This window comes from Paenibacillus sp. PastF-3 (genome assembly GCF_029893135.1).
In the GTDB taxonomy this organism is placed as follows: domain Bacteria; phylum Bacillota; class Bacilli; order Paenibacillales; family Paenibacillaceae; genus Paenibacillus_AQ; species Paenibacillus_AQ nitricinens.
Genome location: NZ_JARXWM010000008.1, coordinates 133932 through 155132, shown reverse-complemented (window position 1 = coordinate 155132; position 21201 = coordinate 133932). Strand labels below are relative to the sequence as shown.

Annotated in this window: 34 protein-coding genes; 28 read left to right on the top strand and 6 right to left on the bottom strand. The window is 40.4% G+C overall.

Annotation, left to right across the window (positions count from 1 at the left end; all coding sequences use genetic code 11):
* Nucleotides 1–60: 60 nt before the first annotated feature.
* Together M2444_RS17755 and glnA are read left to right on the top strand one after the other, a co-directional pair.
* A complete protein-coding gene (locus M2444_RS17755; RefSeq protein WP_042128355.1) occupies nt 61–471 on the top strand; it encodes a MerR family transcriptional regulator in 411 nt (136 codons plus the stop codon).
* 33 nt (nt 472–504) lie between these two features.
* Nucleotides 505–1833, top strand: a complete 1329-nt coding sequence (gene glnA, locus M2444_RS17750; protein ID WP_094875165.1) for a type I glutamate--ammonia ligase — start codon at nt 505–507, stop codon at nt 1831–1833.
* Between the two features lie 115 nt (nt 1834–1948).
* Here the strand turns inward: glnA and M2444_RS17745 are convergent, their stop codons facing one another.
* The 3 genes from M2444_RS17745 to M2444_RS17735 all read right to left on the bottom strand — a co-directional run bounded on the left by M2444_RS17745 (nt 1949) and on the right by M2444_RS17735 (nt 4010).
* Complete coding sequence (locus M2444_RS17745) at nt 1949–3082, bottom strand: site-specific integrase (RefSeq protein ID WP_280787648.1); 1134 nt, start codon at nt 3080–3082, stop codon at nt 1949–1951.
* A gap of 76 nt (nt 3083–3158) precedes the next feature.
* Entirely contained in the window at nt 3159–3581 is a 423-nt protein-coding gene (locus M2444_RS17740; RefSeq protein ID WP_280787647.1) for an ImmA/IrrE family metallo-endopeptidase, read from the bottom strand.
* A gap of 21 nt (nt 3582–3602) precedes the next feature.
* On the bottom strand, nt 3603–4010 hold the full coding sequence (locus M2444_RS17735; protein WP_280787646.1) for a helix-turn-helix domain-containing protein: 408 nt from the start codon (nt 4008–4010) through the stop codon (nt 3603–3605).
* 103 nt (nt 4011–4113) lie between these two features.
* Between M2444_RS17735 and M2444_RS17730 the strand changes: the two genes are divergently transcribed.
* The 3 genes from M2444_RS17730 to M2444_RS17715 all read left to right on the top strand — a co-directional run bounded on the left by M2444_RS17730 (nt 4114) and on the right by M2444_RS17715 (nt 5178).
* Entirely contained in the window at nt 4114–4347 is a 234-nt protein-coding gene (locus M2444_RS17730) for a helix-turn-helix transcriptional regulator (protein ID WP_280787645.1), read from the top strand.
* Between the two features lie 454 nt (nt 4348–4801).
* Nucleotides 4802–4999 (top strand): hypothetical protein, encoded by a 198-nt coding sequence (locus M2444_RS17720; protein ID WP_280787643.1) that lies wholly within the window; start codon nt 4802–4804, stop codon nt 4997–4999.
* Nucleotides 4996–5178, top strand: a complete 183-nt coding sequence (locus M2444_RS17715; protein ID WP_280787642.1) for a hypothetical protein — start codon at nt 4996–4998, stop codon at nt 5176–5178. Before M2444_RS17720 ends, M2444_RS17715 begins: the two co-directional genes overlap by 4 nt.
* On the opposite strand, the gene M2444_RS17710 is transcribed toward M2444_RS17715, so the two are convergent.
* Complete coding sequence (locus M2444_RS17710; RefSeq protein WP_280787708.1) at nt 5175–5579, bottom strand: DUF6173 family protein; 405 nt, start codon at nt 5577–5579, stop codon at nt 5175–5177. The genes M2444_RS17715 and M2444_RS17710 overlap by 4 nt on opposite strands.
* Before the next feature lie 103 nt (nt 5580–5682).
* On the opposite strand from M2444_RS17710, the gene M2444_RS17705 reads away from it, so the two are divergent.
* The 13 genes from M2444_RS17705 (at nt 5683) to M2444_RS17645 (ending at nt 12264) form a co-directional block, all read left to right on the top strand.
* Nucleotides 5683–6459 (top strand): phage antirepressor KilAC domain-containing protein, encoded by a 777-nt coding sequence (locus tag M2444_RS17705; protein ID WP_280787641.1) that lies wholly within the window; start codon nt 5683–5685, stop codon nt 6457–6459.
* Entirely contained in the window at nt 6456–6710 is a 255-nt protein-coding gene (locus M2444_RS17700; protein ID WP_280787640.1) for a hypothetical protein, read from the top strand. Before M2444_RS17705 ends, M2444_RS17700 begins: the two co-directional genes overlap by 4 nt.
* Entirely contained in the window at nt 6673–7191 is a 519-nt protein-coding gene (locus tag M2444_RS17695) for a hypothetical protein (RefSeq protein WP_280787639.1), read from the top strand. Before M2444_RS17700 ends, M2444_RS17695 begins: the two co-directional genes overlap by 38 nt.
* Nucleotides 7181–7579, top strand: a complete 399-nt coding sequence (locus M2444_RS17690) for a hypothetical protein (protein ID WP_280787638.1) — start codon at nt 7181–7183, stop codon at nt 7577–7579. Before M2444_RS17695 ends, M2444_RS17690 begins: the two co-directional genes overlap by 11 nt.
* Nucleotides 7579–7902 carry a hypothetical protein gene (locus M2444_RS17685; RefSeq protein ID WP_280787637.1) on the top strand — a complete coding sequence of 108 codons (324 nt, stop codon included), beginning with the start codon at nt 7579–7581 and terminating at the stop codon, nt 7900–7902. Before M2444_RS17690 ends, M2444_RS17685 begins: the two co-directional genes overlap by 1 nt.
* An 18-nt stretch (nt 7903–7920) precedes the next feature.
* The gene (locus M2444_RS17680) at nt 7921–8913 is read left to right on the top strand and encodes a Lin1244/Lin1753 domain-containing protein (protein ID WP_280787636.1); all 993 of its coding nucleotides are present in this window, start codon (nt 7921–7923) and stop codon (nt 8911–8913) included.
* Nucleotides 8910–9077, top strand: a complete 168-nt coding sequence (locus M2444_RS17675; protein WP_280787635.1) for a hypothetical protein — start codon at nt 8910–8912, stop codon at nt 9075–9077. Before M2444_RS17680 ends, M2444_RS17675 begins: the two co-directional genes overlap by 4 nt.
* Before the next feature lie 45 nt (nt 9078–9122).
* Entirely contained in the window at nt 9123–9314 is a 192-nt protein-coding gene (locus M2444_RS17670; RefSeq protein ID WP_280787634.1) for a hypothetical protein, read from the top strand.
* Nucleotides 9268–9792, top strand: a complete 525-nt coding sequence (locus M2444_RS17665) for a Holliday junction resolvase RecU (RefSeq protein WP_280787633.1) — start codon at nt 9268–9270, stop codon at nt 9790–9792. The genes M2444_RS17670 and M2444_RS17665 overlap by 47 nt, the downstream gene beginning before the upstream one ends.
* A gap of 94 nt (nt 9793–9886) precedes the next feature.
* The gene (locus M2444_RS17660) at nt 9887–10282 is read left to right on the top strand and encodes a replication terminator protein (RefSeq protein ID WP_280787632.1); all 396 of its coding nucleotides are present in this window, start codon (nt 9887–9889) and stop codon (nt 10280–10282) included.
* Nucleotides 10283–10310: 28 nt separating this feature from the next.
* The gene (locus tag M2444_RS17655; RefSeq protein WP_280787631.1) at nt 10311–11018 is read left to right on the top strand and encodes a hypothetical protein; all 708 of its coding nucleotides are present in this window, start codon (nt 10311–10313) and stop codon (nt 11016–11018) included.
* A gap of 54 nt (nt 11019–11072) precedes the next feature.
* Nucleotides 11073–11417, top strand: coding sequence for a hypothetical protein (locus M2444_RS17650; RefSeq protein ID WP_280787630.1), 345 nt, complete (start codon nt 11073–11075; stop codon nt 11415–11417).
* Nucleotides 11418–11598: 181 nt separating this feature from the next.
* The gene (locus tag M2444_RS17645) at nt 11599–12264 is read left to right on the top strand and encodes an HNH endonuclease (protein ID WP_280787629.1); all 666 of its coding nucleotides are present in this window, start codon (nt 11599–11601) and stop codon (nt 12262–12264) included.
* Between the two features lie 211 nt (nt 12265–12475).
* Here M2444_RS17645 and M2444_RS17640 read toward each other — a convergent pair whose 3' ends face one another.
* Complete coding sequence (locus M2444_RS17640; RefSeq protein ID WP_280787628.1) at nt 12476–12835, bottom strand: DUF3888 domain-containing protein; 360 nt, start codon at nt 12833–12835, stop codon at nt 12476–12478.
* Nucleotides 12836–12949: 114 nt separating this feature from the next.
* Here M2444_RS17640 and M2444_RS17635 point away from each other — a divergent pair, with 114 nt between their 5' ends.
* The 7 genes from M2444_RS17635 (at nt 12950) to M2444_RS17605 (ending at nt 17510) form a co-directional block, all read left to right on the top strand.
* Entirely contained in the window at nt 12950–13351 is a 402-nt protein-coding gene (locus M2444_RS17635) for a hypothetical protein (protein ID WP_280787627.1), read from the top strand.
* Entirely contained in the window at nt 13348–13812 is a 465-nt protein-coding gene (locus M2444_RS17630) for a hypothetical protein (protein ID WP_280787626.1), read from the top strand. The genes M2444_RS17635 and M2444_RS17630 overlap by 4 nt, the downstream gene beginning before the upstream one ends.
* Before the next feature lie 280 nt (nt 13813–14092).
* On the top strand, nt 14093–14770 hold the full coding sequence (locus M2444_RS17625; protein WP_280787625.1) for a hypothetical protein: 678 nt from the start codon (nt 14093–14095) through the stop codon (nt 14768–14770).
* 56 nt (nt 14771–14826) lie between these two features.
* Nucleotides 14827–14994, top strand: coding sequence for a hypothetical protein (locus tag M2444_RS17620; protein WP_280787624.1), 168 nt, complete (start codon nt 14827–14829; stop codon nt 14992–14994).
* A gap of 424 nt (nt 14995–15418) precedes the next feature.
* Complete coding sequence (locus tag M2444_RS17615; protein ID WP_280787623.1) at nt 15419–15640, top strand: hypothetical protein; 222 nt, start codon at nt 15419–15421, stop codon at nt 15638–15640.
* Nucleotides 15641–15684: 44 nt separating this feature from the next.
* Nucleotides 15685–16206: a sigma-70 family RNA polymerase sigma factor gene (locus tag M2444_RS17610; protein WP_341134998.1), complete on the top strand. Its 522-nt coding sequence runs from the start codon at nt 15685–15687 to the stop codon at nt 16204–16206.
* A 158-nt stretch (nt 16207–16364) separates the two neighbouring features.
* Nucleotides 16365–17510: a DUF3800 domain-containing protein gene (locus M2444_RS17605; RefSeq protein WP_280787621.1), complete on the top strand. Its 1146-nt coding sequence runs from the start codon at nt 16365–16367 to the stop codon at nt 17508–17510.
* A 191-nt stretch (nt 17511–17701) separates the two neighbouring features.
* On the opposite strand, the gene M2444_RS17600 is transcribed toward M2444_RS17605, so the two are convergent.
* Nucleotides 17702–18502 (bottom strand): hypothetical protein, encoded by an 801-nt coding sequence (locus M2444_RS17600; RefSeq protein WP_280787620.1) that lies wholly within the window; start codon nt 18500–18502, stop codon nt 17702–17704.
* A gap of 238 nt (nt 18503–18740) precedes the next feature.
* On the opposite strand from M2444_RS17600, the gene M2444_RS17595 reads away from it, so the two are divergent.
* The 3 genes from M2444_RS17595 to M2444_RS17585 are packed head-to-tail and all read left to right on the top strand — an operon-like array spanning nt 18741 to nt 21187.
* Nucleotides 18741–19034: a hypothetical protein gene (locus M2444_RS17595; protein ID WP_280787619.1), complete on the top strand. Its 294-nt coding sequence runs from the start codon at nt 18741–18743 to the stop codon at nt 19032–19034.
* Nucleotides 19035–19092: 58 nt separating this feature from the next.
* Entirely contained in the window at nt 19093–19950 is an 858-nt protein-coding gene (locus M2444_RS17590) for a terminase small subunit (RefSeq protein WP_280787618.1), read from the top strand.
* Nucleotides 19943–21187: a PBSX family phage terminase large subunit gene (locus M2444_RS17585; protein ID WP_280787617.1), complete on the top strand. Its 1245-nt coding sequence runs from the start codon at nt 19943–19945 to the stop codon at nt 21185–21187. The genes M2444_RS17590 and M2444_RS17585 overlap by 8 nt, the downstream gene beginning before the upstream one ends.
* Nucleotides 21188–21201 lie beyond the last annotated feature (14 nt).

Sequence of the window (21201 nt, the reverse complement as noted above, 5' to 3'; positions counted from 1 at the left end):
CGCTGTATTAGGAAATGTACAATGAAATCAGAAAAAGATCATTGGAAGGTTGGATGAGTCATGGGTGATGAAATCCGCAGAAATATGGCACTATTTCCTATTGGAATTGTAATGAAGCTGACAGATTTGTCCGCGAGACAAATTCGTTATTATGAGCAGCACAGTCTGATCGTACCAGCACGTACGTCGGGGAATCAGCGTTTGTTCTCATTTAATGATGTTGAGCGCCTATTAGAAATTAAAGCTCTGATTGAGAAGGGTGTTAATATTGCTGGCATTAAGCAAGTAATGAATCCTGTCTCTAAGGAATCCGAGGAAGCTACTGTTATTACCCCTGACACAGAGGTTAGACGTAGAGAGCTATCCGATTCCCAGCTTCACCGAATGCTGAAGCAAGAACTAGTTTCCGGTAAAAGACCGGGACAAGTGTCTCTGATTCAAGGTGAGTTATCCCGGTTTTTTAATAAATAATAATATATAGAAGTTCGAAAGGGAGAGGATCACATGAGCTTTTCTAAAGAGGATATTATACGCATTGCCAAGGAAGAGAATGTTCGTTTTATTCGTCTGCAATTTACGGATCTATTAGGTACTATCAAGAATGTAGAGATTCCAGTTAGCCAACTGGAAAAAGCACTTGATAACAAAATGATGTTTGATGGTTCTTCCATCGAAGGTTACGTACGGATTGAAGAATCTGATATGTATCTCTTCCCTGACCTAGATACATGGGTAATCTTCCCTTGGGTGACAGATAGTCGTGTAGCTCGTCTGATTTGTGACGTCTACATGCCAGATGGTACACCTTTTGCCGGAGACCCGCGTGGTATCCTCAAACGTTGTCTGAAGGAAGCGGAAGAAATGGGTTTCACAGCTATGAATGTTGGACCAGAACCTGAATTCTTCCTATTCAAGACAGACGAAAGAGGCAATCCTACAACGGAATTGAATGACCAAGGTGGTTATTTCGATTTAGCGCCAACAGATTTAGGGGAAAATTGTCGTCGTGAAATCGTCTTGACCCTTGAAGAAATGGGCTTTGAAATCGAAGCTTCCCACCATGAAGTAGCTTCCGGCCAGCATGAGATTGACTTTAAATATGCTGACGCGATTACTGCTGCTGACCAAATTCAAACCTTCAAGCTCGTCGTGAAGACGGTAGCCCGTCAACACGGCCTGCATGCAACTTTTATGCCTAAACCATTGTTCGGTATCAACGGATCGGGTATGCACGCTCACCAATCCTTGTTTAAAGGCAAAGAAAACATGTTCTACGACGAAAGCGACAAGCTGGGTCTGAGCAAAACTGCACGTTACTACATGGCTGGTATTTTGAAGCACGCTCGTGCTTTTGCAGCAATTACTAACCCAACAGTGAACTCATACAAACGCCTTGTTCCTGGTTATGAAGCACCTTGCTACGTAGCATGGTCTGCAAGTAACCGTAGCCCAATGATTCGTATCCCGGCTTCTAGAGGTCTTAGCACACGTGTTGAAGTTCGTAACCCGGACCCAGCAGCTAACCCATACCTTGCACTTGCTGTTATGTTGAAAGCAGGTCTAGACGGAATTAAACGTAAGCTTGATCTTCCAGCTCCGATTGACCGTAACATCTATGTGATGTCTGAAGAAGAGCGTATCGAAGAAGGCATTCCAAGCTTGCCATCCGATTTGAAAGAAGCACTTAGCGAAATGATCCGCAGTCATGTGATTACCGAAGCTCTCGGCGAACATGCTTTGGCTCACTTCTACGAGCTAAAAGAAATCGAATGGGATATCTATCGCACACAAGTTCACGAGTGGGAAAGAGCGCAATACATGACTCTTTACTAGAATGAATCAGCCCTTGGCGCTCTAAGCGTTAAGGGTTTTTTTCTGTGGGGGGTAAGGTTAGGGTTTTTTGTAGAGGTTTATGAGCGCCCCCGTAATGCCCCCTAAAAATGTAGTTTCATTCGAGGATACTTCTCATATGAGCTTCAAATTTCTCCATACTGCTTTCATTTATTTTCTTTGAAATATGTGTGTATATGTCTGCAGTGATTCTCATACTACCATGACCTAAACGTTCTTGTACGTACTTCATATCGTTACCAGCCTCAAGTAAAAGGACAGCATGAGTGTGACGAAGAGAATGGATCGGCATCGCTGGGAGACCAATACGTTTCAAAATTCGCGAATAAGAATTGAATAGAGAGGATTTCGGCATGAAATTACCATCATCTCTACAAAGTACTAGATTTAAGTTGTGCTTATATAACTCATTCCAAGCTAATTTGTTCTGGTTTTGATGTTTAAAATGTTGTTTCAAATCTTGAATAAGAGATGTGCTAATTTGTATTGTTCGTTCTGAATTAAAAGTCTTTGTATCCCCGAAAAGTTCCTCATCACTATCAGCGGAAAAATCCAGTGTTTTGTTAATGGTTATCATACCTGTTTTGAGATCTACATCATTCCAGGTTAGCGCGGCAGCTTCACCTTTTCTCATACCCGTTTCAATTAATACACGATAGAATATCCAATAAATATAACCATATTGGTGGGCAGCTCTAAGAAACGCAGGTATATTTTCGGATTCTATAAATTTTAAACCTTTAGGTTTTACGGAACCTTTTATTGTGACTCCCTTACACGGATTTTTCTCTAGTTTTCCTATAGTAACAGCTTTCTCTAGTGCACTATTCATGGTATTATGCACAATCTCAACAGTGCTTTTACTATAGCCCTTATCCGCCAATTGATTTAGGAATTTTTGATAAAGAATAGGCTTAAGCTCTGTCAATTTAATCGATTGGAAGAATGGGGCAATATGAGTTTTAATATTGTTCTGATGCTGAATAAGTGTGTTTTTTCGAATTGTTCCCACCTTATATTCCTGAAGCCATTCATTCAAAAACGACAATAACGGTAGATCGCTTTGCTCGTAACCTTCTGCTAACTTTCTCTCAAAAGCTACTGCAGCTATTTGCGCTTCTTTTTTTGTTTCAAAACCTCTTTGAGACTTTTCTTTAATCTTTTGGGTAATCGGGTCTCTATACTTTAATCGAAATTCCCATCCTGTTGGATGTTTCTTGAAATTTGCCATTAGTACACCTCCGTTAGAACTTATGTTCTATTTATGTGTATGTTAAACCGCTTTGCAGCGGTGAGAGCGCAAATACTTAATTAAAAGCACCTTTATAATAAATAACCATTTCTTTAGGGACTTCTATTCTGCTAAAGTACGAAGAAATTGATTCTCCTTGTTCTATGGTGCCTATTGAAGTTAGAAGCATTACTGCAAAAATATTAGCTTGTCTTTCGTATTTTCCTGAAATAAGAAAGGTATGATCATCAATAAAAAAACGATTTGTGCCCGCATGTAGGATATTGTGACCTAATTCGTGGGCACATATCAAGCGCTGCCATTCATGGCTTAGTTGATTGTTAATTACAATGTACTTCTGACGAAATTTGGTATAAAAAATCCCTTTCGTTGATTCGCCAAGATCCTCAAAAATTATTTTAATTCCTAGACCTTTTGCGATTTGAAATGGACAAAAAGTACGATACTTTCGTATGAGTTTATCTACGATTGTCTGCAATTTGAACCATCCTCTACACGCTTAATTATCATCTTTTTTATAGCGTTTATTGGTGAACTTCTCCTTGCTCGTTTTCTTCGCATCCCAAAATAAACCTGTTAGAATGTCCATGACACGTTGTCGTGACTCTCCATCAATTGGCACACCATCAAACATGATTGCACCTTCGCCTTCAAGCAATTTTTTAAAATCCTTAATGTCTTTTGAGTTGGCCCATTCGGGGATATTATTCATGCTTCTTCCAAGAATAAAATCTGTTGACACCTTGTGAATTTCAGCAAGTTTATCAACGAATTCGATGTCTGGTTTAGCGATATTATTCTCCCAAGCATTATAACGGGCGCGCTTAATACCTAACTCTTCTGCTATTTGATCTTGCGTCCAACCCTTCTTGATCCTTAATTCTGTCAATGTTTGACCTATCCTCATTTCGACAACCTCCAACGAATTGATAAATAAAATATCAAAAAACTTATTGACGATAATATAATTATCAAATATAATCAGAGGTACAAAGGAGGTGCATATTGAAATGTCTTCAAAGCGCCATTTCTTCTCGGAATGTCGTAAGTTGAAAGGTACCCAAGCACAAGTGGCTGTGGATAATCGCATTTCAACTGTTTATGTTCGCATGATCGAGAACGGAACATTTACTCCTGGCAGAGACTTGATGTTCCGGTTATCAAGCTATTTTCAACAATCAGCAGAAGATTTGTTTCCTGATTATTTTGACGGGCTTATTTATTATGCCAATAGCGATAATTAAATTATCTATCGCTAGTATAATAGATAAATAAATTATCGTCAATAATTTACAATTGTTTTTTTTAACCTAATTGATAATTAAATTATCAATAAAGAGGGTGTGGTGATATTTAATGCTAACAGTTCAAATTGATGAAGATGCAACTAAAGATTTTATAAAACAACGTATATTTGAACTCGTAAATGCAGTAGATGCAGAACTTGTTTTCTGGGATACGAATGAATTAAGACGTAGGACATGCATGAGCATTGAATCAATTCATAAATCATTCTTCTACGATTCAAGATTTCCTAAACATAAAATCGGTGGTAAATGGTACTTTCCAGCACGGGAAACTCGAAGATTCTTGGAGTTGTGGCTTGAGGAACAGTCTCGTTAGCTCTATCAATCATTCTAAACAACACAATCGGTTTTATGCCGGTGAGGAAAATGCGGGATTTTAAGGAGGTTGTAAATGAATAAAAAACGTTCTGATTTAGATGTAATATTACAAAACTGTCTTGATCGTGGTTGCACAAGACGACAACTACAAGACTTCATCGATCGGGCTCGAATCTACAATAATGATCGTCTGAATGTGTTAGCACTTATAGATGACTTAGAAGTAAGGTATATAACCTCTTTTGATTTACTGGAAGGAGTGGAGGTATGAACCGGGTAGACGAACAGCGTATTCGGGAGATCATCCAAGAAGAGTTACAGAAGGAACGGGAAATCATGCTCGAACTCATTCAAAAGCGAGTTGAAAAAGGAACAGCCGCCGCAGGAACGGCAGCTTTGGATAGGGCCATTAAGCAAAGTATGGAATTGAAAAGTAAAGGGATTTACTAATCAACTTCTTCGTACACCGCAAAACCAATTCTGCGTGCTGGTTTATCTGGGTCCGACTTAGGTCTGGCCATCAATAAAAAACTCAATTGGTTAATGTGCTGGATGAGTTGAGAATATTGGCCATCGACATATCCATAAAAAAGTAGAATTGAAGGCTCGGAATATCCAATTTCCACAACACTCATAAGAATTGACTGGCCGAAAGATGCCAACCGGACACAAACTTCTTCATCGTCATTAAGCTCTGATTCAAAGGCTTTAATCTCAGTAATCAAGATTTCGTATTGATAGTCACTATTTCGGTAATCTCGATGGAGCGAATCAATATCGAAATCAAAATGTGGCTTCGAAGGGTTTAGCATCTTATCTCTTTTTGTTTGAGATTCAAGATATCTTTTCATACCGCCCAAAATTGAAGTCTCCTTTCATTGTTATTAGTGAGTCTGGACAACTACCAATATTCGACAGAAGGAATGAAATACCTACTAGAAAGGATGTGACAGCATGGATAACAGATTGCAAATATTTAATCATTCTGACTTTGGGGCTATTCGGACCGTGGATATTCTAGGGAAACCGTATTTTGTAGGGAACGATGTTGCTAGTGCGTTGGAATATTCTAGACCTTACGAGGCAATATCGACCCATTGCAAGGGGGCGGTAAGTTACCGTGTCCCTACAAATGGAGGAGATCAGGAAACGAGAGTGATTCCTGAAGGTGATATTTACCGTTTGATCGTTAAAGCCGCAGATCAATCACGTAGTCAGGTGATAAAAGCAAAGGCGGAAATGTTTGAACACTGGATATTCGATGAAGTGCTTCCATCCATACGGAACACAGGGATGTATGCTGCTGATGAGCTTCTAGATAACCCTGATTTACTGATTCAAGCAGCAACAAAACTAAAGGAAGAGCGTTCAGCACGGCGAGCTCTGGAGGCTAAGGTTAAAGAAGATCGTCCAAAGGTAGTTTTTGCGGAGGCGTTAGAGGTTTCTAAGGATTCAGTGCTTATAGCTGATTTAGCCAAGATCCTAAAGCAGAACGGAATTAATATCGGAGAAATCAGACTCTTTAAAGAACTGAGAGAGCGAGGATATCTAATTAAGTCCGGATCAGAATACAACATGCCAACACAACGATCCATGGAGCTGCAGATTATGGAAATTAAGGTTGGGCAGCGCGGAAGCGCCAGTGAAGGAATGAAGGTGACTCGTACCCCTAAGATCACGGGTAAGGGTATTGGTTACTTTATCAATAAATACAAAGGAGATTTATCATGAACAGAAAACAACGCATAAGAGTCTGTGGGAACCTGCAACAACTTATCGAAACGGCTCCTTCAACTAAACTTCGGGAACGGTATCGTAAGCAATATGTATCAACCGCAAGTCGTATAAATGAAAAACAGCCCACCGGGGTAGGAGCCGGGGAGCCAGTCACGCACATAACAAATTTAATTACAAGTAGTTTAACATGCAATGGGGGCGAACGCAATGATGATATCACATGCGGATATGTATCGTCCTTATGAAGGCAGCAATACACATCCTTATGCCGTACCATTTTACGATACCTATTTTCACGATCATGAAGAAGGAGTTGTATGGAGTAATTCGTATTTATCAGCAATTGTAGTGGTAATTGCATATTACCATCCTCAGACAGAGGTGGACTTTTCTAAAATCGAATTAACGACTGAACAAATGAGGGTTGTGGAATTAGCCAAGGAAATAAGAAGACGTAGGAACCTTCTTGATCGACATCATAATTTTTGTATTGATGTCCCTTTACATCATTACAAGATGGAAATGCAAAAGATGAAGGAACACCTAGCCTTTTTAGATGAGATTGAACCAAGAGTAAAAGTAAATCTCAAAGAATCATTATGTCCAGGATGTGAAGGGTTACTAAAGTCCGGCGAAAAAAATCTGCACTTACCTAATGGCAATGTATGCTGCAATTATGATTGTTATTCTATCATTCTAGCAAAAGAGCACGATCATGGACATTGATATCAAGCAGTATATCAAGGAAATCAAGACACTACGCGCCCAAGCTGATCAGTACGATGGGAATGCCCCGGGCGCGGACATTATGAAGATTGAACTACTGACTAAAGCACATATGCTCATGGGACGTGTGGCAGCTGTGAGAGAGGGTGAGTATTGGCGGATATATGCACTTCGTAAATCCACCTATGCTCGCGCCAAGATGGAACCAGGGCCCGGAGATAAAGAAACACGCGCTGAAATAGCTGTAGAGGAATTGAGAATGTTAGAGGCTGAAGCTATGGAAGAAAGAAAGATGTGGAAAAACGAGCATGAATCGCTGCTACAACAACTATTTGAACTACACCTTAAGGCTAACCGTGAGAATAGGACTCTAGGAGGTGGGCTTTGATGAAAGATGAATCTGCCATTAAGACTATACAAGTTACGGCCATTAGGAGACGTATTAGAATTCTCAAGGCTGAAATGGATAGAGGAACAAATCTTAGCCGGAATCGTGTGATTCAAATTGAAGGAGAAATTTCTGAGTTAAGACAGAAGTTAAAAGCTCTCAATAAAACACACCGTCCTAAACCTAAACACAAATCTCTTGGAAATTGCATTAACCCCAAGTGTCGCAAAAGAATAATGGTTGGACAATCAGTAGTCAAATACGGTCATTTGGGGCTGTGTTGTGATTTTAAGTGTCTGGTTGGTGCAATGAATGGAAGCTAATGAAAGGGGTCTGACATCATGGCAAGGCCATTAAAAGAAGGCCTAGACTATTTCCCGTTGGATATTGATTTCGATCAGGATGATAAATTGATCGTTCCAATAGCTAAATATGGAATGCAGGGACTCGGAGTTATCGTGAAAATTATGATGAATATTTACCGCAATGGATACTTTTATCCATGGGAGGAGCGTGAGCACTACGCCCTTTCTAGCAAGGTTAATGCTGACATTAACACGGTAAGAGAGATCGTAAATGAGTGCATTAACTGGGGATTCTTCAACGAAAATGTATACAAGAATTACAAGGTGTTGACATCAAGAGGGTTTCAGAAAAGGTATATCGAGGCAGCAAAAAGACGCAAAGAGGTTACTTTATTTGAAGGTCATTTACTCATTGATCCATTAGAAGAAAGTAAAAAGGTCTCACATTCGATCGTGATAGTCAGTGCTGAAAGTATACCAGTTAATGTTTACATTAATCCCGACAAACAAGGGAAAATGTCAACAGAAAGTACACAAAGTAAAGTAAAGGAAAGTAAAGGAGAGGAAAGTAAAGAAAAAGAAAGTGAAATAAAACCAACAGAGATACTAGTGCCGCTGCCAGTAAATCCGTTCCGGATGTTTGAAGCTGAAGGATTTGGCACAATCAGTTCTGTGATATCTGATCAGCTTAATGATTTTATAAATGACTATGGTGAAAGATGGCTATGCGAGGCTATGCGAACTTCGATAATTGCAGGCAAGCGAAATCTTAGTTATGTTCGTGCCATTCTGAAACGATGGAAATCCGAAGGCATAGACGAGCCATGGACAAAGGAAAAAGATATACGAAGCAATGCTGCCAGTAATGGATATAGGAATGGTCGGGGTGGACAAAGCGGGAAACCACAAATTGAAATTACTAAGAACCCTGTTGCTCCTCCTACACAAGAAGAAATCGAACTTCATGAGAAGTCAATGGCTGAACTTCTTGAGAAAAGAAGACGAGCTGAGGAGGAAAAACGGCTATGAAATTTCTAAACTGGAAGACTGACATTGAACTTTTGCAGATAAGCAACAATGACTCTTTTGACTATGACATACGCATCCATGCTACTAAGGAACTTATAGCTAGAGAAAAAATAAAAAAGCTCATAATGGTGCTCGTCGATCGCAAACATGCAGAGGTGTGGTGACTATGATTGCTGCCAAACGGCGAGAAAAGGGAGGAGAGGCTTGAAGTGACACATTACGAGGTAGGTAAGAAATATAAGAAAATCATAACCGTTGCAAAAATGTACGAGGATCTGCCAAGCGTACTTGTGATCGATGACAAGCGATATGTTTTCGATCCGCCGCGTCCAGACGGAAAAGGGGGGCTAAAAGATGGTAGGACAAGGAAACCGCGGGGCGGCGTTCGAAAATCTGATTAATTACACAAATGAATCATACGAGCATCGGGGAGTAGCGGTTATCAATAAACGATCAACCCCAGTAAAGGTAACAAGAAGTAAAGGAACAAAGGTACTCGCTGGATTCTTTGAGGCAAAATCAACTGTTGACTATGATGGGATTTATCGTGGAAGAGCTATCTTCTTTGAAGCAAAGTCAATTCAAGAACTTGATCGATTTGACCTTAAGAGGGTTGAGGATCATCAATATGACCATCTGGATAAGTGTCATAAGTTCGGAGCTCTATGCTTCGTACTAGTCGAGTTTAGAAAACAACGTAAAACATACCTTTTACCCTTCACAGCATTACGTGCATACAAGGTTGAGGCTTCCAGAGGTGGCCGCAAAAGCATGACGTTGGATAACTTCGAGATTGACGCATTTGAAGTTAGGACAGGCCGTGTCCCTCTTGATTATCTGGCTGCTGTAGACCGGGTGTGGTTTACAGAAACAGCGTAGGTACCCAGTATGACAGGGGATCGGGCACCGCCGCAACCAAAAATAGAACTGGTGTACCCATTTATACAAATTTTAGAAAATGGAGGATTTTAATATGAGTAAAGAAATTAACTTTAATAATCTAGCTGAAGGTGCTGTCGGTGAACGTCTGAACATTGAAATGCAGAAACTGGCCGCTAATGTGCTGGACCCAAACACTAACTGGAAGAACGTTCGTAAGTTAACACTGACTATTGCTATAAAGCCGAATGAAAAGCGAGAGATCGGTTCTGTTGATATTGATGTGAAAACAGCATTGGCACCGGCGAAGGGCGTATCTACAACAATTATCTTCGGAATGGATAACGAAGGTAAAGCACAGGCAGCAGAGCTTGTGTCCGGCGTTAAGGATCAAATGATGATCGATAATGACGGGGATGTAGCTGATGATAGAGGCAACAAAGTTAATCATGTAGAGCAAAAGGAAAGCAATGTAGTTAATTTCAAATAATCTATTTATCCCTTAGGAGGAATCATTCATGTTAAAAGAAGCATTTCAATATATCGTCGGACTTGGTAATAAGGAAATTAAAACTGTTGGAGAACAAACCTATGCTACTGGGAATTTGGAATTAGTGGCGGAGGCAACTACAACAACCCTCAAGGTTCGCAATTTATCCGGAATCGTAGAATACATCCAAAATGATTATGATAGTCAGCCACCGGTATTGATCCATATCGAAAGCCCAACGGAAGTTAGGGTCCTTAGTACATTCAACCGGGACAAGCGTCGCAATATCCTTGTTCAAGCAGAAGCGCTATTGCCAACTATCCCCTTCAAGAATTTTATATCTGTCGAGGAATTCATTATCCTTCTGCAATCATGCTTTGTTCAGAGTGTTGATCGAGACACTCTTCTAAAAGTAGTTGGAAATATCAAAGAAGATAACGTAAAAACTACAGGTGATGATGGAATCTCTCAAAGCGTTACCGCGAAAACAGGTATCACAGCGGTAGCAGATGTTAAACTTCCTAACCCCGTAACTTTAAAACCGTTCCGCACCTTTGTTGAAATTTCTCAACCAACTTGTTCTTTTGTCTTCCGTATGCAGGATGGTCCACGAGCGGCGTTGTTTGAAGCGGACGGAGGGGCTTGGAAGTTACAGGCAATGGCGGATATCAAAGAATACCTGACCAAATCACTTGAACAAGAAATTAAGTCTGAAAGAGTAGTAATTATTGCTTAACACACTCATTACGGGGCGGCTTCGGCTGCCCCATCTTAAAAGGAGTGATCCTATATGCCAAATAGAAAGGGATACTTCACAAAAAATGAAATGATGGATACCGGAGCAACGTGTTTTATCCCTGATGCAGCAGGTTCATTGACAGGTAGGTGGTATGGATCAATGCCAGAGGATGGAATAGCACTTACCCGTAAACGATGCGCTGAGCTGGGCGCACCAGTCAAAGACCGTGAAGATGCAATTGCTTTTATATATCGAGTGGAGATCAAAGATGAATACAGGTACGTACCTTTTTATCATAGACAAATTGAAGAGTTAAACTGCAAGAAAATTAACCACTTAGAAGATCGGGTGCTGCAAAGAAAAGTACGTAACAAAACTGAGGCTAATCATGAATAATTTTAGTTGGGATAAGGCTACTATGACAGAGTTGTACGCAGTCCTTCATGATGAAGGGGCTCAGTTAATCTACAGGCAACAGGCTTGTGAAGAAATTCAACGTCGTACAGGTAGGCGATATGCGTTAATAAATTTCAAAATCAAAGAGAAATATTAACTGGACGTCAGGAGGTGGGAAGCAGTGACCCATCAGACTTTTTGGAAGCCTCAGAAGCAAGAGAAGCCCAAGAAGACAAGTAGCTTAGGCCAGCGGAAGAAGGAGAAGAAAGAGGTATCTCCTTTGAAACAAAAGATATTCGTAGATCATAAACCTGGTAAAAGCTCAAAACAGCGTTGTGAGTTCCCAGCGTCAGTAATTAAGGAATTGATTGCAGAGGCTGACGGTAAATGTTCACATTGTAAAACTGCCCCGGATTCAACAACACATCATGTCATGCCACGAGGACGAAAGGGCAGGGGAGTAAAGACAAATGGGTTACGCCTTTGTGGGATGTGTCACGACATTATCCAAACGGATGAAGAGCTCTTACAATACTGGATTTCAGTATTTTGGAATAAGTACGGTGATTACTTTTGGTTTGATGAACAAGACTGGAACGAACATAATCACAAGCTAAATAAGCAGATGGAACTAGAGAAGGTAAAAGAAGAACGATTGCAGCAGATTGAACCTTTAGCTGATTTAATCATAACAGCTGCTGGCAGGGATCTCCGAGCAAAGGAAATTAGATTTCTGGAATCATTAGAAACCAAGGACTTAAATACCTTTACTGCAATGTTTACTGATGCTCTTAATGGCTATGCTGCTCAGGGATCTTTCCATCAAAATGACCGATTTGAAGATTAGATAATTCATATAACAACGTAAAAAGATTTTTTTAAATGAGAGAGATCATCATTAATTACTTGATAAGCCTCCACTGGCAGGGTAGGTATGGCAACAACGGTAGTACTTGCCCAGTAGGGCCATAGCTCATTAATACCAGCGTATCGATGGCACTGATAAGCAGGACCGCCAGAACCTGTACCGTTAGGGCATCCGCCTTTAATAGAAAATTCTATTTCTCATCTTGATGCTTATAGTCAATCACCATAGGAAATGCCGAATCAATCGCTATAGTCATTGTCTCAATACCATATGGAGGATTATGAGGGCCTGTAAAAGTTTTTACTCTGACGGTTACATTGAACAAGAAGGCTCCATTTCGTTCACGTTCGATTTTAATTACCTCTGCGTCATAGAGTCCATATTGCTGAGGAAAGCCATAATATCCATTTACTGCGTTGCTGATAGTTGGGCCCAATGCAGTGAGTAAAGCTTCCTTACAAAGCAGTTCCTTGTCATTTGGGTCAGCACTTATTGTAGGAGATAGCAAAAGGCTACTTAACAATATAACAACAGAAATCTTCTTCTTCAAAAGATCAGCCTCCTTTTGTAACAGTATTTCCGCAACTAATAACTTTTACCAAAAAAAGTGATAAACCATAAATTCTTTAAACATTCGGGCATAGCCCATAAGGAGAGATAAAGAATGCAAGTTAAAATCATTGATCCAAATCATCCATGCTACGGGCAAGAGCTTGGAGGTTCCCGTATCTATTTCGACTATTACCACCGAGGTGGCAAGCCAGACCTATACCAAGCTGAAGCGCCTGAAGGTGGGTTTTATCGCTTACTGACTAACCAGATCGATGAGGAGCATTACGAAGCTCAAGAGCTTGCTCGAGAGGTTGAACGACTTAGTGCTAATGTAGGCGATACGGTGATGATTACACGCATGGGTAGCGGAGGCTCTAAGGCTAATTTCGACATCAAAGAGCCGCATGTAATAACCAAGATTACACCATCGGGAACAGTTTACTTCGATGATGGGGAAGCCAATGGATTCCGACCGGATGTAATAGTCATTTCTAAAGATAAGTTACAGCCATGAGCGAAGGAAAAGTTTCCTTACCAACACCAGAACGGATAGAAGAGATCAAACATTATTTCACGGATGAGCAGTTAGACGAAATGAGTCGTGAGTATCGGACAATGCCCACAGATGGCGAAGGATATGCCATTGAACCAGAGTATGAAGGGATGGTAGCGCGTGGAAATATCGTAAAACTAATATCTGATGTTAAAACTGCGAGGGCTGCTCTAGAAGAGTCACAACAACGTATTGGGAAACTCGAATTGTATGTTAAGTCACTTGAATTTAACCGCGAGGATACTCAAAAACGTGTTAATGAGAAGTTAAGAGAACGCGACACTAAATTAGCAGAGGCACAGCAGACCATAGCCCTCAAGGACGAAGCTCTCCGCGATTATGAGCATAACCGCAAGATATATCAGCAAGAGCTACGGGCTGCATATATGACACTACAGGCATACCAAGTAGATAAGCAGTAGACGAAAACTATTCAGGAAGGTGCGATTTTATGAAATATGTAATATACGTGGAAGGTCTAAGCGAATTTTACAGGGGAAACACATACATTCACCAAGGGGAAACATTCCCCGCAGGGTGTATATTATCTGAGGCTAAACGCTACTCTTCAAAAAAACGTGCAGAAAATACTGTGACGGTACTAGAAAGAAAGTGTGATGATAAATTTTGCGTCCATGAAATTGAAGAATGATGCGCAGTACGAAGATACACCACAATACCAATCTATTAAGGGGTGAGAGGATGATACGTATACACAGTTTCAGCGGTGGCGTTGGCAGTATGGCGGCAGCAATCAGGGATGCTGAAGCTAATGGTACGGCAGATATGATACTGCTGTTCACCGACACTTTGATCGAGGACAAAGACCTCTACCGCTTTATGATCGAGTCAGCCGCCTACCTATTCGGCCTACCTAAGCCCGTTAATCTCTTGAAATTATGCGGAGCTATCCCGGATGTAGATAAGGACATTGACGCGCGGCGGGATTATCTGACGTCACTGGCGGTGAACGTGATGGAATATATTCCGCAGTTTCAATGGATATCAGATGGCCGGGAACCGTGGAAAGTGTTCCGGGATCGTAAGTGGATCGGGAACAGCCGAGTGGCGCAATGCAGCGAAGAACTAAAGCAAAAATTATCACGGCGCTGGGTGAAGGAACGGTACAAGCCAGATGAGGCGATTATATACTTCGGTATCGATTGGACAGAAATGCACCGGATAGGCGGCATAGAGAAGGGCTGGGCACCGTACAAGTGTAAATTCCCAATGACGGAAAATCCGTACTTATACAAATCGGATATGTTGCATGGACTTAAGCAATATGGTATCCCAGCCCCACGGCTGTATAACATGGGATTTGCTCATAACAACTGTGGAGGATTCTGCGTCCGGGGGGGGGACAAGGGCATTTCATAAACTTACTCCAAGAAAACCGGGACTTGTATTTGTACCACGAAGCGAAGGAACAGGAAATGCAACAGTATCTTGAACGTACAGACATAACAATTCTGACCCGCACGATTAACAAGGTTGATTATCCGGTATCTCTTCAGGAGTTACGCGAAGAGTGGGAATCAGGTCTAGGTTTGCAAGTGAGGATTGATTTAAGTGATATAGGCGGCTGCGGCTGCTATATATGATACTCCCCTGGCCGTTAGGCCATCGAATCGACCGAACAAGCCCAAGCCGTATAAGGGGTAGAGAGGAATAATACCTCTCTATCTACACAAGGAGGATACACATGGGAAAGGTACAGAGAATGCCAAAGTATCCATGCACCTTTTGCAAGAAGAACGAAGCCACTCAATTGTGTGATTTTGTAGTCGGTTACTCTTGGACATCAGCTAAAGATGAACGAGGTCGGATGATAGGCGGACATCATGAAACTTGTGATAACGCTATCTGTAAAGATTGTGCAACAACGGTTTCAGGGTTTGAGTTTTGCCCATCTTGCAACAAACTACATGTTCAGGTCCAAAAGCAACACGATCAAAAGCAAAGTGAACATTGATATAGCATTTGGAAGATACGAACCAATCCATGAGGTATAAGGGGGAGAAGAGGATGAGGTATAAGGACACTCAAAATGCATTAGCAGCAGGGCATAGACAGTTTATCTTCACTGCTAGCCCGGGCTTACCTGTAAATGTACTAGCTTGGGGACCAACCTGGGTTAGATTTAAGGATGCATACAACACCTATCCTATTAGCACAAACATGAAGATGTTTTCTATGATGGTGGAAGGTATTTATACAGAAAAAAGCCCTGACGCATCAGGGCAATAGCAGCTTTTATCCTCGACCAAATTATACCACAAAGGGGAATGAGGATGAACATCGCCAATAGCAAGGCTCCTGTAGTAAAGGTAACGGACTTAGGTCCAGCAACTGCCCTAAACTATCAACTCTCCCTCAAAGGCGCGGAGCGAGCATACAGAAAGGCTGACGCTGATGATAAGAAGGTTATCTCAGGTATGAAATCAGATTGCGAGTTTGCCATTGAGTGGCTGTCTACAGGACGGCGACCAGGTAATAAGAGAGGTATAGAACGGCGAGCTGGATATGAGCGCGAAGTACTACTTGATCCAATACGAATGCAGGCTTTCGCTAGTGATTCAAAGGCGGGAAGCCCGGCCAATCTTTCAGACGAACAACGGTTCCAACTAGAATATGCACTTAATCAATTAAGCGAGCGGGAACGAGAATGCTATACATTAGCACATGGTCAATGCTTTCCACATTCTGAGATAGCCAAGATGCTCGGGATTACTTACGGGAGTGTGAGTGAATATGTGCAGCGAGCCCAGCGAAAGATTAGTGACATAGTAGATAACTCTTTGTTTTTTATCTAGATTACACTATATAGAAATATATAAAAGCTATCAGCGATAATATGTTGATAGCTTTTATATATGGAAATTTAAAGTATTTTCCAAAGTTTAACAGGAAAAAATAACATGTTATGCTACTATTGTCCTAAATGCAGTATTATTCGACGGGAGTGGTTAAGATGAGCAAAGATATATTGAGAGATTTACAACCAGAGAGTAGCGAGGAGGCACCAGAAAAAAATGAAAAAAAGAAGCTTTCGAAAGAGGAACGTCGACAAAAGGAGATGAGTAACCTTAATAACGCTTTAGCAAGCGGGAATTTGACTACTCTAATTTCAAAAGTAGCCTCTATTTTGAATAGGTTTGAAGAGACCAGAAATTCAGATATGGCGCTTAAAATAAAGTATTGGGAGATATTCGAAGGGTTTACAGGAAACTTTGTGGATGTTAGTCAGATGTTCAAACTAACAAGAGATACATCAATTTCTAGGGCACGCGCTAAAATTCAAAATGAATATAAGCTTTATCAAGCTAATGATAGAATAAAAGCATATAGAAATGATAAGGAAGAATTAGAAAAAGAAATTCAACTCTCAACCAAACCTGGAACTCCTAGTATTACTCTTTATACCGACGAAAGCGGAAAAAGTAACGCCGATAAATACATGATTATTGGCGGTCTTTGGATTTTGGAGAGTGATAGGGTTGCATCGTTACATAGGCACTTTGCTGAATGGCGTTCAGAAAGAAAGAATGAAAGAAATATGCCTAAAGAGTTTCATTTTACCGAGATGCGAGGTGGACAATTACAGCACTACAAGGATTTTTTCTCAGAAATGATATCAATGTCTGATATGTTAAGTTTGAAGGCAGTTGTTTTTGATAGAACCAGTAGTAAGTTTAAATCCATTGATGAGATGATATATGCACTATATTATCAGCATGTCCATCATGGTGTTCAACATGAAGTCAATTCAGGAAGAATAACATTGCCCAGAACGGTTAACTTTTGGAAGGATCAGGAGATTGGTGCCGATAACCTCTTTATGAATGAATTAGAACAACATCTTGTCACACACTTTGAGGGATACTTTAAAAAGAACTTGACTCTCAATACATTCAGCGCGATTGATTCAAAATGGAGTACATTAATTCAGCTCGCTGACTTATATACAGGGTGCATAAATAGGGCAATAAACTCACCTAAAGACGTAGTGAAAAATCATAAAGATGAATTTGCAGAGTTTGTCTTTGATATTCTTAATCTGGATTTAAGTGATCTCAAAAATCAAGAACAAGACATGGCAATGATTCATTATATATAAACTGTGAGCCGCCTTAGAGTAGGCTGTTTTTGTCTAGTAAACGCCCACTGTATATAGGAGGAACCTATTACATAAGGTTCCTTTATAGCGAATATGCATCATAAAGGGACCCAAATCCCATTATCGCGGTATATAGGATATTCGATCGGTATGTTGCTACTTATTAAGGTTGAGTTAGCGCATGCCGATTATTAATTATCAGGGTGTATTATGTACGAAAAACTCCAATTTCCTTTATCCAGAACGGCTATACTGTATACTTCTGTTTTTCTTATAGGGGGATTACCAACAGAATCTATATACTCATAGGTAACTTTAATTAAAGTTGGATTTTTATTGCTAGCTTTAGTGCTGATTATCTTAAATTGGTATTTGTCTTTTATCTCATTCAATTTTTCATCAAGAACATTTTGTGGATCTGTAATTGATCCACGCATTATCGCGAAGTCAATTACTACTTCATGTTCCAAACTGTTTATATTGTGTTCAAATGTCATTGGTTGTCCAATTAGTTGCTTTACATGTGCTAAATATTCGATATATTCACTATAATATTGCTTTTCTAAGTAGTAAAAACATTGATTAATATATTCATATAATGACTTATCATTGTAGTCTGCTGATTCATCATTAAACTGAGAATCAAAATCATCCTCCTCTAAATAGCTATAAGGTTCAAGTAAGGATCTTAAATTCATTATTTCACTTTCAGTAAAGAATTGTTTGTTTTTAAATTTTTCATCAAACTCTTTTACAATTTCTTTAGAAATTTTAAGCAAGTCTTTACTAACATATCTTTCATATTTCGAAGACAGGTCAAGTGTAAAAGTCAAATCCGAGGTATTCTCGACTTGTGCTGGTAATTCTACTCCTTTTATATCAGCTACCACTTGGAGACTCTTTTGATGAAATGCTTGTAATGGGGAACATCCAGTTGCAATTATTATTGATGAAGTAGTGGAAATGATAAGCAAAGCATTTTTTAATTTCATAGAAAAGATAACTCCCTTTTATGTAAAATAATAAAAAAGACATAGGTCCTACTAGTTTAACATCATTAGTAGGAAAAATGTACCAGTATTATAGTTTAAGATAAAAGAATGGAAACCTTTGATTTCTCTTTAACTCCAAAAGCTGCAGAGGTGACGACGAAGTAAGGTACATGGGTAAATAGTAGCAGGAAAATACTTCCTTTACGTCGAAATATGATGTCGAAGGGAGGTGGAAATATTGTTAGAGGAATTAATAAGTCAGGGGCAAGCATTTACTGAAGAAGTGAGCGGACTTGTAGGGACCCAAAGTCTTTCAATTGAGATAGAAAAGTGGGCTTCCCAATCTGTCATGTATCTCAATAAGGAAATTAAAGTTGATGCTGTGACTGATCGAGTGAATAGTGCTTATAAGACTCTGAATGTTAATGCTCATATGAAGCACTCACAAATTCTTGGTGCATTACTTGCTGCTAAAGAAATAAAGGATAAGCATAATGATTTTGCCAAAAAAATATGGGACATGAACAAATAGTGAGAGCGCCTTCGGGCGTTTTTTTTAGTGTCTTAAATACGGAGGTGGTGATAATGTAATGCCAAGAGCACGCGATCCAAACCGTGACCGCGCACTAGAGATATGGCGTGAACACGGTGGGGAAATAACAAACAGGCAGATAGCGGAGCAACTGGACATTGACGAAAAGAAGGTAGCGGTCTGGAAGCAACGTGACAAATGGAGTGTTGTACAACAATCATCAAATAACGTTGTACAACAGCCAAAGAAGAATGTTGTACAACAAAATAAACCAAAGTCCAGTAAACAGAATAAAGAGGTGGCTCGGGGCGATCCGCCGGAAGTAGAAGCTGAGCTAACTGATAAGCAAAGAATGTTTGTCCTTGAATATATGCGAGACTTCAACGCAACTAGAGCTGCATTAGCTGCCGGTTATTCAAAGAGAGCAGCTTATTCCATTGGATGGGAAAACCTGAGGAAACCTGAAGTTCAGGCAGAAATCACAAGGTTGAAGGATCAGATGGTTGGTGAGCTTGGGTTGAGCGTTCATCGGGTCATAGCCGAGTACCTTAAAATCGCATTTGCTGATACTACTGATTACGTAGACTTCGGTACCACGGAAGAGCCAGTAATCGGTATAGATGGACCTACTTATGATGAAGAGGGCGACCCGGTAACCAAAACAGTTAGTTTTGTTCACTTTAAGTCAGCTTATGAGGTAGACGGTACGTTAATTAGTGAAGTGAAACAAGGACGTGATGGTGTAAGCATCAAGTTTTACGATAAGATGCGAGCGCTGAAAGAGCTGGAGAAGTACCTAGGTTATATGGATGAAGAAACTAAGCTTCGCGTTCAGAAAATGCAGCTTGAGGTTACGGCTATCAGTAAAACGGTAGAATCAGAGGTTGTATTCATAAAGGATGATCTCCATGAGTAAAGTTATTAGCTTACAGGAGACCGTCGGCAAGGGATACGCAAAGTTTTGGCATTTTAAAGGACGTTATCGAGTAGTCAAAGGCGGTCGGGGTTCGAAAAAAAGCGTAACAGCCGCTTTATCTATTATTGCCAAAATGATGGAATACCCATTAGCCAATACTTTAGTTCTACGTAAGACGTTCAATACTCATAAAGACTCCACCTGGGCACAGCTTAAATGGGCAGCTAATAGGTTGGGGGTAGCAAACAAGTGGCAATTCAAGAAATCGCCACTAGAAGCTATATATAAGCCAACAGGACAAAAGATATTGTTCCGTGGTCTTGATGATCCGATGTCAATCACCTCTATTACGGTGGACACCGGCTATTTGTGTTGGGCGTGGTTTGAAGAAGCCTATCAGATCCTTAATGAAGATGATTTCGATAAGGTGGATATGTCTATCCGTGGTCTGTTGCCAGATGGGTACTATAAGCAGCTGACGATAACCTTTAACCCGTGGAATGAAAAACATTGGTTAAAACATCGTTTCTTCGATACCGAGAACCCAGATACATTCGTGGATACTACAACATACCGCTGTAATGAGTTCCTGGGAGACGAGGACCGCAAGCTATTTGAATGGATGAAGAAGCATAAACCAAAGCGTCATAGGGTAGAGGGTGACGGAGATTGGGGTATCGCTGAGGGTGCTATATATGAAGACTGGCGGGAAGAAGAGTTTGATTACCGAGCTATTGCCAAGCAAAAGGGTTACAGGGCAGTGTTTGGACTCGACTTTGGTTATACGAATGACCCTACCGCTCTTGTATGCGCTCTGGTTAACAAAGAGGAGAAGAAGCTGTATATCTTCGATGAACACTATGAGCATGGCATGCTGAACGATGATATTGCCGATATGCTGAAAGAAAAGGGCTACTCTAAGGAGCGTATCATTGCGGATTCCTCAGAGCCAAAATCCATTGCTGAAATCCGCGGTTTCGGGATTGGTAGGATTAGAGCCGCTGAAAAAGGCGGGGATAGCATCAAGGTTGGTATTCAGACCATTCAGCAGTATGAAATCATCGTTCATAAATTCAAATGTCCGAATGTCAGCATAGAGCTATCAAGCTATGTATGGGAACAGAATAAAGCTGGGAAGTTCACGAAAAAGCCAGTTGATGACTTTAACCATGCTATGGATGCGTTACGTTATGCTATGGAGCAAATCCGTAAGCCTGATGCATTCTCATTTGATTAATAGGAGAGGAGGAA